Source organism: Pseudomonas sp. ACN5 (assembly GCF_002303975.1).
Classification (GTDB): domain Bacteria; phylum Pseudomonadota; class Gammaproteobacteria; order Pseudomonadales; family Pseudomonadaceae; genus Aquipseudomonas; species Aquipseudomonas laurylsulfatiphila.
In genome coordinates this window covers 613,961-627,480 of sequence record NZ_MRCP01000002.1, presented here as the reverse complement: position 1 = coordinate 627,480, position 13,520 = coordinate 613,961, and the positions used below count along the sequence as shown (strand labels likewise).

General features: G+C 61.6%; 14 protein-coding genes. 7 read left to right on the top strand and 7 right to left on the bottom strand.

Annotation, left to right across the window (positions count from 1 at the left end; all coding sequences use genetic code 11):
• Window positions 1-96 precede the first annotated feature (96 nt).
• On the top strand, window positions 97-1,665 hold the full coding sequence (locus BSF40_RS06120) for a SulP family inorganic anion transporter (protein ID WP_095964430.1): 1,569 nt from the start codon (window positions 97-99) through the stop codon (window positions 1,663-1,665).
• Window positions 1,666-1,755: 90 nt separating this feature from the next.
• Here the strand turns inward: BSF40_RS06120 and aroE are convergent, their stop codons facing one another.
• The gene (gene aroE / locus BSF40_RS06115; protein WP_095964429.1) at window positions 1,756-2,577 is read right to left on the bottom strand and encodes a shikimate dehydrogenase; all 822 of its coding nucleotides are present in this window, start codon (window positions 2,575-2,577) and stop codon (window positions 1,756-1,758) included.
• Between the two features lie 13 nt (window positions 2,578-2,590).
• Window positions 2,591-3,505, bottom strand: a complete 915-nt coding sequence (gene hemF, locus BSF40_RS06110; protein ID WP_015092863.1) for an oxygen-dependent coproporphyrinogen oxidase — start codon at window positions 3,503-3,505, stop codon at window positions 2,591-2,593.
• Between the two features lie 164 nt (window positions 3,506-3,669).
• Between hemF and BSF40_RS06105 the strand changes: the two genes are divergently transcribed.
• Window positions 3,670-4,647 carry an NADPH:quinone reductase gene (locus BSF40_RS06105; RefSeq protein ID WP_095964428.1) on the top strand — a complete coding sequence of 326 codons (978 nt, stop codon included), beginning with the start codon at window positions 3,670-3,672 and terminating at the stop codon, window positions 4,645-4,647.
• Between the two features lie 116 nt (window positions 4,648-4,763).
• Here the strand turns inward: BSF40_RS06105 and BSF40_RS06100 are convergent, their stop codons facing one another.
• The 3 genes from BSF40_RS06100 to BSF40_RS06090 all read right to left on the bottom strand — a co-directional run bounded on the left by BSF40_RS06100 (window position 4,764) and on the right by BSF40_RS06090 (window position 7,388).
• Window positions 4,764-5,321 carry an L-threonylcarbamoyladenylate synthase gene (locus tag BSF40_RS06100; RefSeq protein WP_095964427.1) on the bottom strand — a complete coding sequence of 186 codons (558 nt, stop codon included), beginning with the start codon at window positions 5,319-5,321 and terminating at the stop codon, window positions 4,764-4,766.
• 54 nt (window positions 5,322-5,375) lie between these two features.
• A complete protein-coding gene (gene dprA / locus BSF40_RS06095; protein ID WP_095964426.1) occupies window positions 5,376-6,482 on the bottom strand; it encodes a DNA-processing protein DprA in 1,107 nt (368 codons plus the stop codon).
• Between the two features lie 81 nt (window positions 6,483-6,563).
• A complete protein-coding gene (locus BSF40_RS06090; protein ID WP_095964425.1) occupies window positions 6,564-7,388 on the bottom strand; it encodes a peptidoglycan-binding protein in 825 nt (274 codons plus the stop codon).
• A 187-nt stretch (window positions 7,389-7,575) separates the two neighbouring features.
• Here BSF40_RS06090 and def point away from each other — a divergent pair, with 187 nt between their 5' ends.
• The 5 genes from def (at window position 7,576) to BSF40_RS06065 (ending at window position 12,289) form a co-directional block, all read left to right on the top strand.
• Complete coding sequence (gene def, locus BSF40_RS06085) at window positions 7,576-8,082, top strand: peptide deformylase (protein ID WP_007969867.1); 507 nt, start codon at window positions 7,576-7,578, stop codon at window positions 8,080-8,082.
• A gap of 57 nt (window positions 8,083-8,139) precedes the next feature.
• On the top strand, window positions 8,140-9,099 hold the full coding sequence (fmt, locus tag BSF40_RS06080; protein WP_095964424.1) for a methionyl-tRNA formyltransferase: 960 nt from the start codon (window positions 8,140-8,142) through the stop codon (window positions 9,097-9,099).
• Window positions 9,096-10,406 (top strand): 16S rRNA (cytosine(967)-C(5))-methyltransferase RsmB, encoded by a 1,311-nt coding sequence (gene rsmB / locus BSF40_RS06075; RefSeq protein WP_095964423.1) that lies wholly within the window; start codon window positions 9,096-9,098, stop codon window positions 10,404-10,406. Before fmt ends, rsmB begins: the two co-directional genes overlap by 4 nt.
• A gap of 22 nt (window positions 10,407-10,428) precedes the next feature.
• Complete coding sequence (gene trkA, locus BSF40_RS06070) at window positions 10,429-11,805, top strand: Trk system potassium transporter TrkA (RefSeq protein WP_046042728.1); 1,377 nt, start codon at window positions 10,429-10,431, stop codon at window positions 11,803-11,805.
• Window positions 11,806-11,971: 166 nt separating this feature from the next.
• Window positions 11,972-12,289, top strand: a complete 318-nt coding sequence (locus tag BSF40_RS06065) for a tetratricopeptide repeat protein (protein ID WP_095964422.1) — start codon at window positions 11,972-11,974, stop codon at window positions 12,287-12,289.
• Here the strand turns inward: BSF40_RS06065 and BSF40_RS06060 are convergent.
• Together BSF40_RS06060 and BSF40_RS06055 are read right to left on the bottom strand one after the other, a co-directional pair.
• Entirely contained in the window at window positions 12,280-12,519 is a 240-nt protein-coding gene (locus BSF40_RS06060) for a pilus assembly protein PilZ (protein WP_095964421.1), read from the bottom strand. The two genes, BSF40_RS06065 and BSF40_RS06060, sit on opposite strands and share 10 nt — an antisense overlap.
• A 73-nt stretch (window positions 12,520-12,592) precedes the next feature.
• Window positions 12,593-13,480: a lysophospholipid acyltransferase gene (locus BSF40_RS06055; protein WP_095964420.1), complete on the bottom strand. Its 888-nt coding sequence runs from the start codon at window positions 13,478-13,480 to the stop codon at window positions 12,593-12,595.
• Window positions 13,481-13,520 lie beyond the last annotated feature (40 nt).

The window sequence follows — 13,520 nt, the reverse complement described above, 5'->3', positions numbered from 1 at the left end:
CATTAATGTTGTCTGACCCACCGCCTTCGCGAGCAAGCCCGCTCCCACAGATCATGTCCTGCTACCCTTGCGCAAAATTCCCGACCGAGAGGCCCCATGGCCCTGCCAAGCCGCCATTCACTCTTCCCATTCCTCAGCTGGCTACCTCGGCAAACCCGCGCCAGCGTCGGTCGTGACCTGATTGTCGGCCTCAGCGGCGCGATTCTGGCGTTGCCGCAATCCATTGCCTACGCGCTCATCGCTGGTCTCCCACCGGAATACGGCCTGTACGCCGCAATCATCCCGGTGCTGATCGCCTGCCTCTGGGGTTCGTCGTGGCATTTGATCTGCGGTCCTACAGCGGCCATCTCGATTGTCCTGTATGCCAGCGTCAGTCCTCTGGCCGTTCCGGCGACGCAGGACTACGTCACCGTGATCCTGTTGCTCACCTTACTGGCCGGCATCTTTCAATGGCTGCTGGGTTTGCTGCGATTTGGCGCGCTGGTGAATTTCGTCTCGCACTCGGTGGTACTCGGCTTCACCCTGGGTGCTGCCGTGGTGATTGCCATCGGTCAGTTGCCTAACCTGCTGGGACTGGACTTGCCCAGCCAAGCCACCGCGCTGGATAGTTTCATCACGTTATTGCGCCATCTCGGCGAAATGGACAAAGCTTCGCTGGCGCTGGGGCTGGCAACGGTGGTGGTGGGCGTGACCCTCAAACTGTGGTTGCCACGCTGGCCGACGCTACTGATCACCCTGATCCTTGGCGGATTGCTGGTCTGGCTTTGGCCGTCGATGTTCGGCCATGTGCAACTGGTCAGCGCCTTCACCGGCAAGCTGCCGCCTTTCAGTCCGTTGCCGCTGGATCTCGATCTGATCCTGCGCCTGCTGCCCAGCGCCGTGGCGGTTGGCATGCTCGGGCTGGTCACCAGCCTGTCGATTGCCCGCTCGATCTCGGCTCGTTCGCAGCAATTACTCGACGCCAACCAGGAAGTTCGCGCCCAGGGCTTGTCGAACATGGTCGGCGCGTTTTTTTCCGGATCGCTGTCGGCCGGCTCTTTCACTCGCTCAGGCCTGAGCTATGAAGCGGGCGCTTGTTCGCCACTGGCCGGGATTTTTTCGGCATTGTGGGTTGCGCTGTTCGCGATCTTCGGCGCGAGCCTGATCGCGCATATCCCGATTCCGGCCATGGCCGGCAGCATTCTGTTGATCGCCTGGGGCCTGGTGGACCATCGCGGCATTCGCGCGTTGTTGCGGGTCAGCCGCGCCGAGTTCGTGGTCATGGCGCTGACCTGCGTCGCTACGCTGCTGCTGGAATTGCAGACGGCGATCTACGCCGGCGTACTGGCCTCGCTTTTTTTCTATCTCAAACGCACATCGCAGCCATGGGTGCAGCATGTACGTGATGGCGAGGAGGACATTCTGCGGGTCGGCGGTTCGATCTTTTTCGGTGCCAGCCACTACCTGCAAGTACGCCTGCAACGCATGCACGGCGCGCGCGTGGTGATCGAGGCGCAGCAGATCAACTTCATCGATTACTCTGGGGTGGAAATGCTGCACCAGGAGGCGCGACGATTGCTGCGCCAGGACCGCAGCCTGACCTTGCGCCGGGCCCGGCCGCAGGTGGTGGAAGAGCTGAGGAAGCTGGAAGGGGCGGAGAAATGCCCGATCCGGTTTGAGGATTGAGCCGAAATCGGTGTCGCGCCATTCGCGAGCCGGCTCGCTCCCACAGGTTCTTGGTGACCCCCTGTGGGAGCGAGCCTGCTCGCGAAGCTTTTAAAGGGCCAACTGCCGACGCAACTCAGCGAGCACCGGCGCTGTATCCGGTCGCACGCCGCGCCACAGGAAAAACGCTTCCGCGGCCTGCTCGGCCAGCATCCCCAAGCCATCCATAACCACCGCAGCCCCGTGTTCGCTGGCCCAGTGGCAGAACGAGGTCGGCTCCTTGCCGTACATCATGTCGTAGCACACCGTTTTGCCCGGTTCGATCAGGCTCGGCGCAATCGGCGGCACATCGCCCGTGAGGCTCGCGGAAGTCGCGTTGATGATCAGGTCCACCGACTCTTGCAACCAGTCGTAGCCACTGGCCGAGACCGGCCCCAGATCGCAGAACAGTTCAGCCAGCAACTCGGCCTTGTCCACCGTACGGTTGGCGATGATCACCGAAGCCGGTTGCTCGGCCAGCAGCGGCTCCAGGGCACCGCGCACCGCGCCGCCAGCACCAAGCAACAGGATGCGTTTGCCCTTGAGGCTGAATCCGGCGTTGACCGTCAGGTCCCGCACCAGCCCGGCACCGTCGGTGTTGTCGCCCAACAGACTGCCATCGGCCAGTTTGCTCAAGGTATTGACCGCACCGGCGCGCTGCGCCCGCGCCGTCAGGCTGTTCGCCAGCCGGTAGGCCTCTTCCTTGAACGGCACCGTCACATTGGCGCCGCGTCCTTCAAGGAAAAACGTCCGGGCACAGGTGGAAAAGTCGTCGAGTGGCGCCAGCATTGTGTTGTAGTCCAGCTTTTGCGCGGTCTGCTCGGCGAACAGGCGGTGGATCAACGGTGATTTGCTGTGGCCAATCGGGTTACCGAATACGACATAACGGTCCATCAGGATTCCTCGTTCAAGCTTCGGCCAACCAATCGCGGTCCTGCAGGAAGTACTCGGTCAGGCGCGCTTCTTCGCTGCCAGGCTCGGCCTTCCAGTCGTAGCCCCAGCGCACTTGCGGTGGCAGCGACATCAAGATCGACTCGGTACGCCCGCCCGATTGCAGGCCGAACAACGTGCCGCGGTCGTAGACCAGATTGAATTCAACGTAGCGGCCACGGCGGAACTCCTGGAACTCGCGCTGTTTAGCCGTGAACGCGTCGTTCTTGCGACGCTGCACGATCGGCAGGTAAGCATCGATGTAGGCGTCACCGATGGCACGCATGAAGGCGAAACTGGTGTCGAAATCCCACTCGTTCAGGTCGTCGAAAAACAGCCCGCCGATGCCACGCGGCTCGTGACGATGCTTGATGTGGAAGTAGCTGTCGCACCAGGCCTTGTAACGCGGGTAGACGTCCGGGCCGAACGGCGCACAGGCCTGCTCGGCGATGCGATGCCAGTGGATGCAGTCTTCTTCGTTACCGTAATACGGGGTCAGGTCGAAGCCGCCGCCAAACCACCAGACCGGTTCTTCACCTTCTTTTTCAGCGATGAAAAAGCGCACGTTGGCGTGGGAAGTCGGCACATGGGGGTTGTGCGGGTGAATCACCAGCGACACGCCCAAGGCTTCAAAACCACGACCCGCCAGTTCCGGCCGGTGGGCGCTGGCTGAGGGTGGGAGACCGCTGCCAAAGACATGGGAAAAGTTCACGCCACCCTTTTCAATCACCGTGCCGTTTTCAATCACGCGGGTGCGACCGCCACCGCCGGCCGGCCTGGTCCAGGCGTCTTCAACGAATTGCGTGCCACCGTCTTCGGCCTCCAGGGCGGCGCAGATACGGTCTTGCAGGTCGAGCAGGTAGGCTTTTACGGCCTCGGTGCGGGTCGTCATGTCATCACCTTGAATCGGGCAAAACTACGCGGCGCTCCATTGGAGCGGGGGGCAGCGCAAATGGGCCCGTAGCATACCATCGCAAGTCCACCCGTCGCAGTTGACGAAGATCAAGCTTAGGAGTCCGATAGGGCGCTTGGTAAAACGACCTATGGAGAGTTCCGATGGCAAAGCGTATCCAGTTCCGCGCCCATGGCGGCCCCGAAATGCTCGAGTATGTGGATTACCAACCCGCCGAGCCAGGTCCGAAGGAAGTGCGCGTAACCAACAAGGCCATCGGCCTGAACTTCATCGACACCTATTACCGTAGCGGCCTGTACCCGCCGCCATCCCTGCCATCGGGCCTCGGCTCGGAGGGTGCAGGCGTGGTCGAGGCGGTCGGCAGCGACGTGTCCCGCTTCAAGATCGGCGATCGCGTGGCCTATGGCAGCGGCCCTCTGGGCGCCTATAGCGAAGTTCATGTGTTGCCCGAGACCAATCTGGTGAAACTGCCGGACGCCATCAGCTTCGAACAGGCCGCTGGCGTGATGCTCAAGGGCCTGACCGTGCAGTACCTGCTGCGTCAGACTTATGAACTCAAGGGTGGCGAAACCATCCTGTTCCACGCCGCAGCCGGCGGGGTAGGCTCACTGGCCTGCCAATGGGCGAAGGCCTTGGGCGTGAAGCTGATCGGTACGGTCAGTTCGGCCGAGAAAGCCGCACTGGCCAAGGCCAACGGTGCTTGGGCGACCATCGACTACAGCCATGAAAACGTCGCCCAGCGCGTGCTGGAATTGACCGACGGCAAAAAAGTCCCGGTGGTGTACGACGGCGTTGGCAAGGACACCTGGCTGACGTCACTCGACAGCGCCGCACCGCGTGGCCTGGTGGTGAGTTTCGGCAATGCGTCCGGCGCGGTCGACGGCGTGAACCTGGGGATCCTGGCGGGGAAAGGCTCGCTGTACGTGACTCGGCCGACCCTGGGCACTTATGCGAACAACGCCGAGAACCTGCAACGCATGGCCGACGAGTTGTTCGAGATGATCATCAGCGGCAAGCTGACCGTGGACATCAGTCAGCGTTTTCCACTGGCTGACGCGGCGAAGGCGCAGACCGAGTTGTCGGCACGGCGTACGACGGGTTCGGTTGTTCTGTTGCCCTGAATGGGTAGTTGACTGGTAGGGCCCCTTCGCGAGCAAGCCCGCTCCCACACTGGATTTGTGAACGACAAAGATCCAGTGTGGGAGCGGGCTTGCTCGCGAATGAGGTCAACCCGGTCTCAATCCGGGCGCACAACCTTGCCGGTCGCCAGATCGCGAATCACGCTCGGGTTCTTGCGCCCGCCCAGATTGCCACCCAGTACCAGATCCAACTGCCCACGGAAGTACTGCTCGACGCGAAGCCGCGTGCGTGCCGCCGGGCGTCCCTGCGGGTTGGCTGACGTCGACACCAGCGGCCCGACCAGTGCGCACAAGTCCCGCACCAGTGGGTGATCGCTGACCCGCAGCGCCACGGTTTCATGCACACCGGTTATCCACTGCGGCAGCAGGTTCTGGTGCGGCACCAGCCAGGTGTTCGGTCCCGGCCAGGTACTGGCCATGCGGTCCATCCACAATTCGGGGAAGTCTTCGAAGAGGAAATCGAACTGACGGATGTTGTCGGCGACCAGGATCAGCCCTTTATCCTCAGACCGCCCCTTGATCAGCAGCAGACGCTCCACCGCTTCCTCGTCCCACGGGTCACAACCCAGGCCCCAGACTGCTTCGGTTGGGTAGGCAATCACCGCCCCGGCGCGAATTGCTTGCGCGGCTTGTTGCACACGCCAACTGTTGACCATGAAAAACTCTCCAGAATAAGGCTCTGCGCAGTTTACCGATCTTGTTTATAAAACCTAGCTCACCCGTGCAAACCAGCGCCCGCTTTCGCAAATAGCGCGACCGTCCATTTCCAGTTCCGTCAACGCCGCCAGCACTTTCGGTAAGGCCCAGCCGCTTGCGTCGGCCAACGCTTCACTGGTCAGAGGTGCGGCATGCAGCAACTTCAACAGGGGGTGAGTCGTTTCAGGGGTAAAGGATTCTGTGGATAACGGCAGTCGTTGCCAGCCGCGCAAGGCTTCGAGGATATGTTCGATGGTTTCCACCAGCACCGCACCGTCACGGATCAACTGATGGCAGCCGCGGGCACCGGGATGATGGATCGACCCGGGCATCGCAAACACCTCGCGCCCCTGTTCCGCCGCCAGCCTCGCGGTGATCAGTGAACCGCTGGCGACACTGGCTTCGACCACCAGCACCCCGAGGGACAAACCGCTGATGATCCGGTTGCGCCGGGGGAAGTTGCCGGCGCTGGGACCTGCATCCAGCGGAAACTCCGAAAGTACCGCGCTGCCCGAGGCGATCATGGCGTCCGCCAGGCGTCTATTGCGCTGTGGATAAAACTTCTCGAGCCCCGTGCCGAGCACACCCACCGTTTGCCCGCCGACGTCGAGCGCGGCCTGGTGTGCGGCAGCGTCAATGCCCAGGGCCAGGCCGCTGGTAATGACAAAACCAGCACCCGCCAGGCTGCGGGAAAACGCAGCAGCGGTGTCCATCCCCGGCCGGGAAGCGCGACGGCTGCCAACCATCGCCAGTTGTGGTTTTTCCAGAATGCCGGGATCGCCGGCGACAAATAACAGCGGTGGTGCATCGCTGATTTGTGCCAGCAGCGCCGGGTAGTCCGGTTGGTCCCACATCAGCAAATGCTGGGCCGGATGCTCCAGCCAGGCCAATGCATGACTAGCGCCGTCACGGATCTCAGCGCTACGCCTGGCCTCGGAACAGGCCAGTGGCAAACCCAGCGCGCGCCAGGCACTGGCCGGTGCACTGAGGGCTTTGGATGCCGAGCCGAAGGCTTCGAGCAATTTCCTGAAACGCGCCGGGCCGAGTTCCGGCAAACGGTGCAGACGTAAACGAGCTTCCAGTTCCGCGGGGGAAACCGGTGTAACGGCAGGCAGCGACATGGATCATCCTTGATCGTTATGAGCACCCGTACAAACGGGAATAAGCTGTGGATAACTCTGTTGGTAACTTGTGAAACACTCTTACGGATTTCGTACCTTATCCATCACCGACAGCGAGCGCGAAGCGCTGAGCACCAACCCATAACTGAGTTTGTCGTAGGTACGGAAAACCATCAGCAGACCGGCGCGTTCATCGGGAATTTTCAACGGCTGACCGGTGATCCGGTCCCGCACTGTTTCACCGGTTTTCATCACTGCCAGCAGATTGCCTTCGACCAGACCGTCGCGCTGCCCCTTGTTCAGCGTAACCACGTCCAACTCGCCGATCTGCGTGACCCCGCGCGGAACATCGATAATCAGACCGTTGATTTCGTGGCTCGGCGCCCTAGGCGTGAAGGTCGAGTTGATCGCGTGCTCTTCACCGCTGAACAAACGATCGCCGAGGCGGACCTCCTGGGTCGTGCGTTGCAACTCCAGAGTGGCGACGTCACCTTCGATGGCCACGACATCGCCGCCGCCGATGTCGTCGGCGTTGATCCCCAGGATTTCCTTGCTCTGCGGATCGGTGTAGACCTTGCCTTGGCGGAAGATACCGTAAGCCGGTTGCGCCGGATCGAAATGGCCACGGGCAAAGATGCGGTCACCCGCGCCGCTGAGCACCCGTTCGGAATCACCAGCGACGATGTAAGGCGCCTGGGTGAAATCCTCGGCCTTGTCGACGATGCGGTTGCTCAGCAGAAAGCTGTTGATCGATTTCAGCGCAATGCCGGGGATAACCTCGGTCACCGGGCTGCTGCGAACCTGAGGCGACAGCTTTATGGTGGGAATATCTTCCCGAAGTTGCACCTGCCCGTACGCCCAACCTGCCGAAGCCAGGAGCAGCAGGGCGAGTAGTGATTTCCTCATGCGGTGAATCCCTTTATTATGTGCATTCGCGTGAAACGCCAGAGCCGTCAGTGGCTCGCTCCCGGCATGCTTGTCAAAACTTGCTTGTCAACAGAAGGGAGCTACGTTTTACAACGGTAGCCTGCATTTCTTCGGACCCGCCAGGCCATCGACCCGACCTTACTTCACACGTGCACTGATCAAGCTTATGGCCATTTTAAACATCCTCGAATTCCCTGATCCGCGTCTGCGCACTATCGCCAAGCCAGTGGCCGTAGTGGACGACGAAGTGCGTCAGTTGGTCGACGACATGTTTGAAACAATGTATGAAGCGCCTGGCATCGGCCTCGCCGCTACCCAGGTCAACGTGCACAAACGTATCGTCGTGATGGACCTCTCCGAAGACCGCACCGAGCCTCGAGTGTTCATCAACCCCGAGCTCGAACCGCTGACCGACGACATGGGCCAGTACCAGGAAGGCTGCCTGTCGGTGCCGGGCTTCTACGAAAACGTCGATCGCCCGCAACGGGTCAAGGTCAAGGCACTGGACCGCGACGGCAAGCCCTACGAACTGATCGCCGAAGATTTGCTCGCGGTGTGCATCCAGCACGAATGCGACCACCTCAATGGCAAATTGTTCGTCGATTACCTGTCCACGCTCAAACGCGACCGCATCAAGAAGAAACTGGAAAAGCTTCATCGCCAGAACGCCTGATGCCCATCTTCAAAGGCTTGCTGCGGCAAGCCTTTTTCTTTTCAAGAGACGTCACCCATGACTGAGCCACTGCGCATTGTCTTTGCCGGCACCCCGGAATTCGCCGCCGAACACCTCAAGGCCCTGCTGCACAGCCCTTACGAGATCGTCGCGGTCTACACCCAACCGGATCGTCCGGCCGGTCGCGGGCAAAAACTGATGCCGAGCCCGGTCAAGCAGCTTGCTCTGGAGAACAACATCCCGGTGCTGCAGCCGCCAACCCTGCGCAACGAAGACGCACAAGCCGAACTGGCCGCGCTGGAACCGGACTTGATGGTAGTGGTCGCCTACGGCCTGATCCTGCCGCAAGTGGTGCTGGATATTCCGCGCCTGGGTTGCATCAACAGTCACGCCTCGCTGTTGCCGCGCTGGCGCGGTGCGGCGCCGATCCAGCGTGCCGTGCAAGCAGGTGATGCCGAAAGCGGCGTGACCGTGATGCGCATGGAAGCCGGCCTCGACACCGGGCCGATGCTGCTTAAAGTCACCACGCCGATCAGTGCCGAAGACACTGGCGGCAGCCTTCACGACCGTCTGGCCGAAATGGGTCCACCGGCCGTGGTTCAGGCGATTGCCGGCCTCGCCGCGGGTACGCTGGAAGGCCAAGTGCAGGACGACAGCCTGGCCACCTACGCGCACAAATTGAACAAGGACGAAGCTCGCATCGACTGGACTCGTCCGGCGCTTGAACTGGAGCGTCTGGTGCGTGCCTTCAACCCGTGGCCGATCACCCACAGCACCTTGAATGGCGAAGCACTGAAGGTGCTGGCTGCCAACCTCGCCGAAGGCAAGGGCGCCCCGGGTGAAATCCTCAGCGCCAGCAAGGACGGTCTGATCGTCGCGTGCGGCGAGCAGGCCTTGTGCCTGACCCGTCTGCAATTGCCCGGCGGCAAGGCGCTGAACTTCAGCGACCTGTTCAACAGCCGCCGCGAGAAATTCGCCACCGGCACCGTCCTCGGTCAAGCGGCGGACGCTCAATGAATCCGCGTCTGGCCGCCGCCAAGGCACTTGCCGCTGTCCTGAACGGAAAAGCCTCGCTCAACAGTTCGCTGCCGACGCAGTTAGACAAGGTCGAGGACCGTGATCGCGGCTTCACCCAGGACCTGGCGTTCGGCACCGCACGCTGGCAGCCACGTTTGTCGGCGCTGGCGGCCAAGTTGCTGCAAAAGCCATTCAAGGCTGCCGATGCCGATGTTGAGGCGCTGCTGTTGGTCGGCCTCTATCAGTTGCTCTACACCCGCGTCCCGGCCCATGCCGCGATTGGCGAGACGGTCGGTTGCGCCGACAAGTTGAAAAAGCCGTGGGCCAAGGCCTTGCTCAATGCGGTTCTGCGTAACGCTCAGCGCGAAAGCGAAACGATTTTCGCCGAACTGGAACGCGATCCGGTGGTGCGCACCGCCCACCCACGCTGGCTGCAGAAATCCCTGAAGGCGTTCTGGCCAGAGCAATGGGAAGCCATCTGCGCCGCCAACAACGCGCATCCGCCAATGATCCTGCGGGTCAACCGTCGCCATCACAGCCGGGATGCCTACCTCGGTTTGCTGACCGACGCCGGTATCGCCGCCACACCCTGTGTCTACAGCCGTGACGGTATCGTGCTCGAAGCCGCCGCCGACGTGCGCAGCCTGCCGGGTTTCGCCGAGGGCTGGATCAGCGTGCAGGACGAAGCGGCGCAACTGGCCGCTGATCTGCTCGATCTGGCACCGGGCCAACGGGTACTGGACGCCTGCTGCGCACCCGGCGGCAAGACCTGCCATATTCTCGAAGCCGAACCAAAACTGGCCGGAGTGGTGGCGGTAGACCTGGAAGCCAAGCGCCTGGTGCGAGTGCGGGAAAACCTCGAACGCCTGAAACTGAGCGCCGAACTGATTGCCGCCGACGGCCGCGACACGCAGGCGTGGTGGGACGGCAAGCCATTCCAGCGCATCCTGCTGGACGCACCATGCTCGGCAACGGGCGTGATCCGTCGTCATCCGGACATCAAGCTGACCCGCCAGCCCGACGACATCGCCGCGCTGGCGCTGCTGCAAGGCGAGCTGCTCGACGCCATGTGGAACACCCTGGAAGTCGGCGGCATTCTGCTATACGCCACCTGCTCAACGCTGCCGACCGAGAACACCGAAGTCATCGAAGCGTTCCTCGCCCGCACGCCGGGCGCCCGTGAACTGGACCTCGCCACGACGGCCGGCATCAAGCAGCCCCATGGTCGCCAGTTGCTGGCCCAGGAAGGCGGCCACGACGGGTTCTACTACGCCAAGCTGATCAAGATCGCCGCCGCGCGCGGTTAAACGGATTCAATGGAGTGACTGGATGAAAATCATCATCCTCGGTGCAGGGCAGGTCGGCGGTTCGCTGGCGGAACACCTGGCCAGTGAAGCCAACGATATTACTGTGGTCGACACCGATGGCGAACGCCTGCGCGACCTTGGCGACCGCCTGGACATCCGCACGGTGCAGGGCCGCGGTTCGTTTCCGACCGTGCTGCGTCAGGCCGGCGCCGACGACGCCGACATGCTGGTCGCCGTGACCAACAGCGACGAAACCAACATGGTCGCCTGCCAGGTCGCCCATACCCTGTTCCACACCCCGACCAAGATCGCCCGGGTTCGTGAGGCCGCGTACCTGACCCGCGAAGAGCAGTTGTTCCAGAATGAAGCGATTCCGGTGGACGTGCTGATCAGCCCGGAACAAGTGGTGACCAACTACATCAAGCGCCTGATCCAGCATCCCGGCGCCCTGCAGGTAATCGACTTCGCCGAAGGCAAGGCGCAACTGGTGGCGGTGCGGGCGTACTACGGCGGGCCGCTGGTGGGCCAGCAACTGCGACAGTTGCGTGAACACATGCCGAACGTCGAAACCCGCGTGGCCGCCATTTTCCGTCGCGACCGGCCGATCCTGCCCCAGGGCGATACCGTGATCGAGGCCGACGACGAGGTGTTTTTCATTGCCGCCAAAGCGAACATTCGCGCGGTCATGAGCGAAATGCGCCGTCTCGACGAAACCTATAAACGCATTGTCATCGCCGGTGGCGGGCAGATCGGCGAGCGTCTGGCCGAAGCCATCGAAAGCCGTTATCAGGTAAAGATCATCGAGATGAACCCGGCACGCTGCCGTCACCTCTCGGACCACCTCGACAGCACCGTGGTTTTGCAGGGCAGCGCCTCGGACCGCGACCTGCTGATGGAAGAGAACATTGCCGACGCCGACCTGTTCCTCGCCCTGACCAACGACGACGAAGCCAATATCATGTCTTCGCTGCTGGCCAAGCGCCTCGGTGCGAAGAAGGTGATGACCATCATCAACAACCCGGCCTATGTCGATCTGATCCAGGGCGGCGACATCGACATCGCCATAAGCCCGCAACTGGCCACCATCGGCACCTTGCTGGCCCACGTACGCCGTGGCGACATCGTCAGCGTGCACTCGCTGCGCCGTGGCGCGGCAGAGGCCATCGAGGCGATTGCCCATGGCGATGCGAAATCAAGCAAGGTGATCGGCAAGGCCATCGAGAACATCGGCCTGCCGCCGGGCACCACCATCGGTGCGATTATCCGCGACGAAGAAGTGATCATCGCCCACGACGACACCGTGATCGAAGCGGGCGACCATGTGATTCTGTTCCTTGTGGATAAAAAACATATTCGCGATGTGGAGAAGTTGTTCCATGTGGGGTTGAGCTTCTTCTGATCCGGATTTAGCGCTGGCCTGCCTTTGTAGGAGCGAGCTTGCTCGCGAAGAACCCGAGAGCGACGCGGGGTGTCTGGTTTCCTGCATTATCGTTGACGACCATCGCGAGCAAGCTCGCTCCTACAACAAATCAACGCCTGAAATGCTTCAGGCAAGGAATCCACCGATGATCGAATCCCTGGAAAAAATGCTCGCCAAGGGTGTGGATAACGCTTTGCTGCGCTTCGGCCTGGGCAAGGGTTATCTGGATCTGGGGGAGAACGCCAAGGCGGCGGAGCATTTTCAGCGCTGCGTCGAATTCGATCCGAAGTATTCGGCGGCGTGGAAACTGCTGGGCAAGGCCCATCTGGCGCTGGCGGACTTTGCGGCCGCGCGGCAGGCCTGGGAACAAGGCCTGGAAGCCGCTCGCAACCATGGCGACAAGCAGGCAGAAAAGGAAATGACGGTGTTTCTGAAAAAGCTGGATCGCTCCGTTCAGAGATAGCGCAAGCCAATCCCTTCGGCATCCACCAACACCACTTCCATGCGTACCCGCGGTGCGCCTGTGGGTAAGTCTTGCACCCGCCCGTAGACCACCGCGCCCCGGGGCAACGCCGACAGTTTCGGATGCTTGACGTAAACCCCGGTGGTCGACAGGTTGCGCGTCTGGCCCAGGCATTCGCCGATGTTTTCGTGACTGATCTTGATGCGGAATGACTTGCGGTGTTCGGACATCTTCTGCGCCCTTTGATGAACGGTTGTGGATAACCCCCGATCCCAGGGTTATCCACAGATCATGCCAATTGAATCAATACCAGCGCTCTTCACCCGGTGGCCGCTTCTTGAAGCGCTTCATGCTCCACATGTACTGGCTCGGATAGGCCCCGACATAACGCTCGACCACTTTACTCATGGCCGCACAGGACTCCGCCGTATCGGTGCTGTACATGGCCTCTGGCGCGGCTTCGAGGATCACTTTGTAGCCTGAACCGTCGGGCAGGCGCAGGGCATGCAGGAACACGCCGACCGCTTTGCCACCGGCGAGCATGTTCGGCACGAATTTGCTGGTCAGTGCCTGGGTGGCGAAGAACGGCACGAAGATCCCGGCGGATTCGGCCGGTTCCGGGTCAGCGGGAATGCCCACTGCACCACCTTTGCGCACTTCCTTGATGACGCTGAGGATGCCTTCCTTGGTGGAAGCAGCGACCTTGTTACCCAGTTGCACCCGTTGCTTTTGCAGCAACTCGTCCACCGCCTTCAATTTTGGCGGGCGGTAGAAAATGATCGGTTTGCACTGGCTGCAATAGAAGTGGTTGAGCACCTCCCAGTTACCCAGGTGGCTGGTGATGCCAACCACGCCTTTGCCGGAGGCGAGGGCGTCCTTCAAAATGTCGAGGCCTTCGACCTCGCGCACCAGGTCGATGGAGCGCTGGGCCGGCCAGATCCAGGCGCAGGCGCTTTCGGTCAGGGACTTGCCGATGTCTTTAAGGCTCTGTCCGACTAAACGTTCGCGCTCGGCGGGGTCCATGTCCGGAAAGCACTTGGACAGGTTGATCCGTACCACGTCGCGGGAACGGTTCGGGGTTTTCCACATGACCCAGCCAATCGCCGAGCCCACGGCCTGCACGGACCGCCACGGAAGCAAGGCAAACAGCCGCAGAGCGCCTACCAGCAAGGCGCCTTTCAACTTATCCACAGGTCACTCCTGATCTTGTGCTGTGCGCGAGGCGGCCATT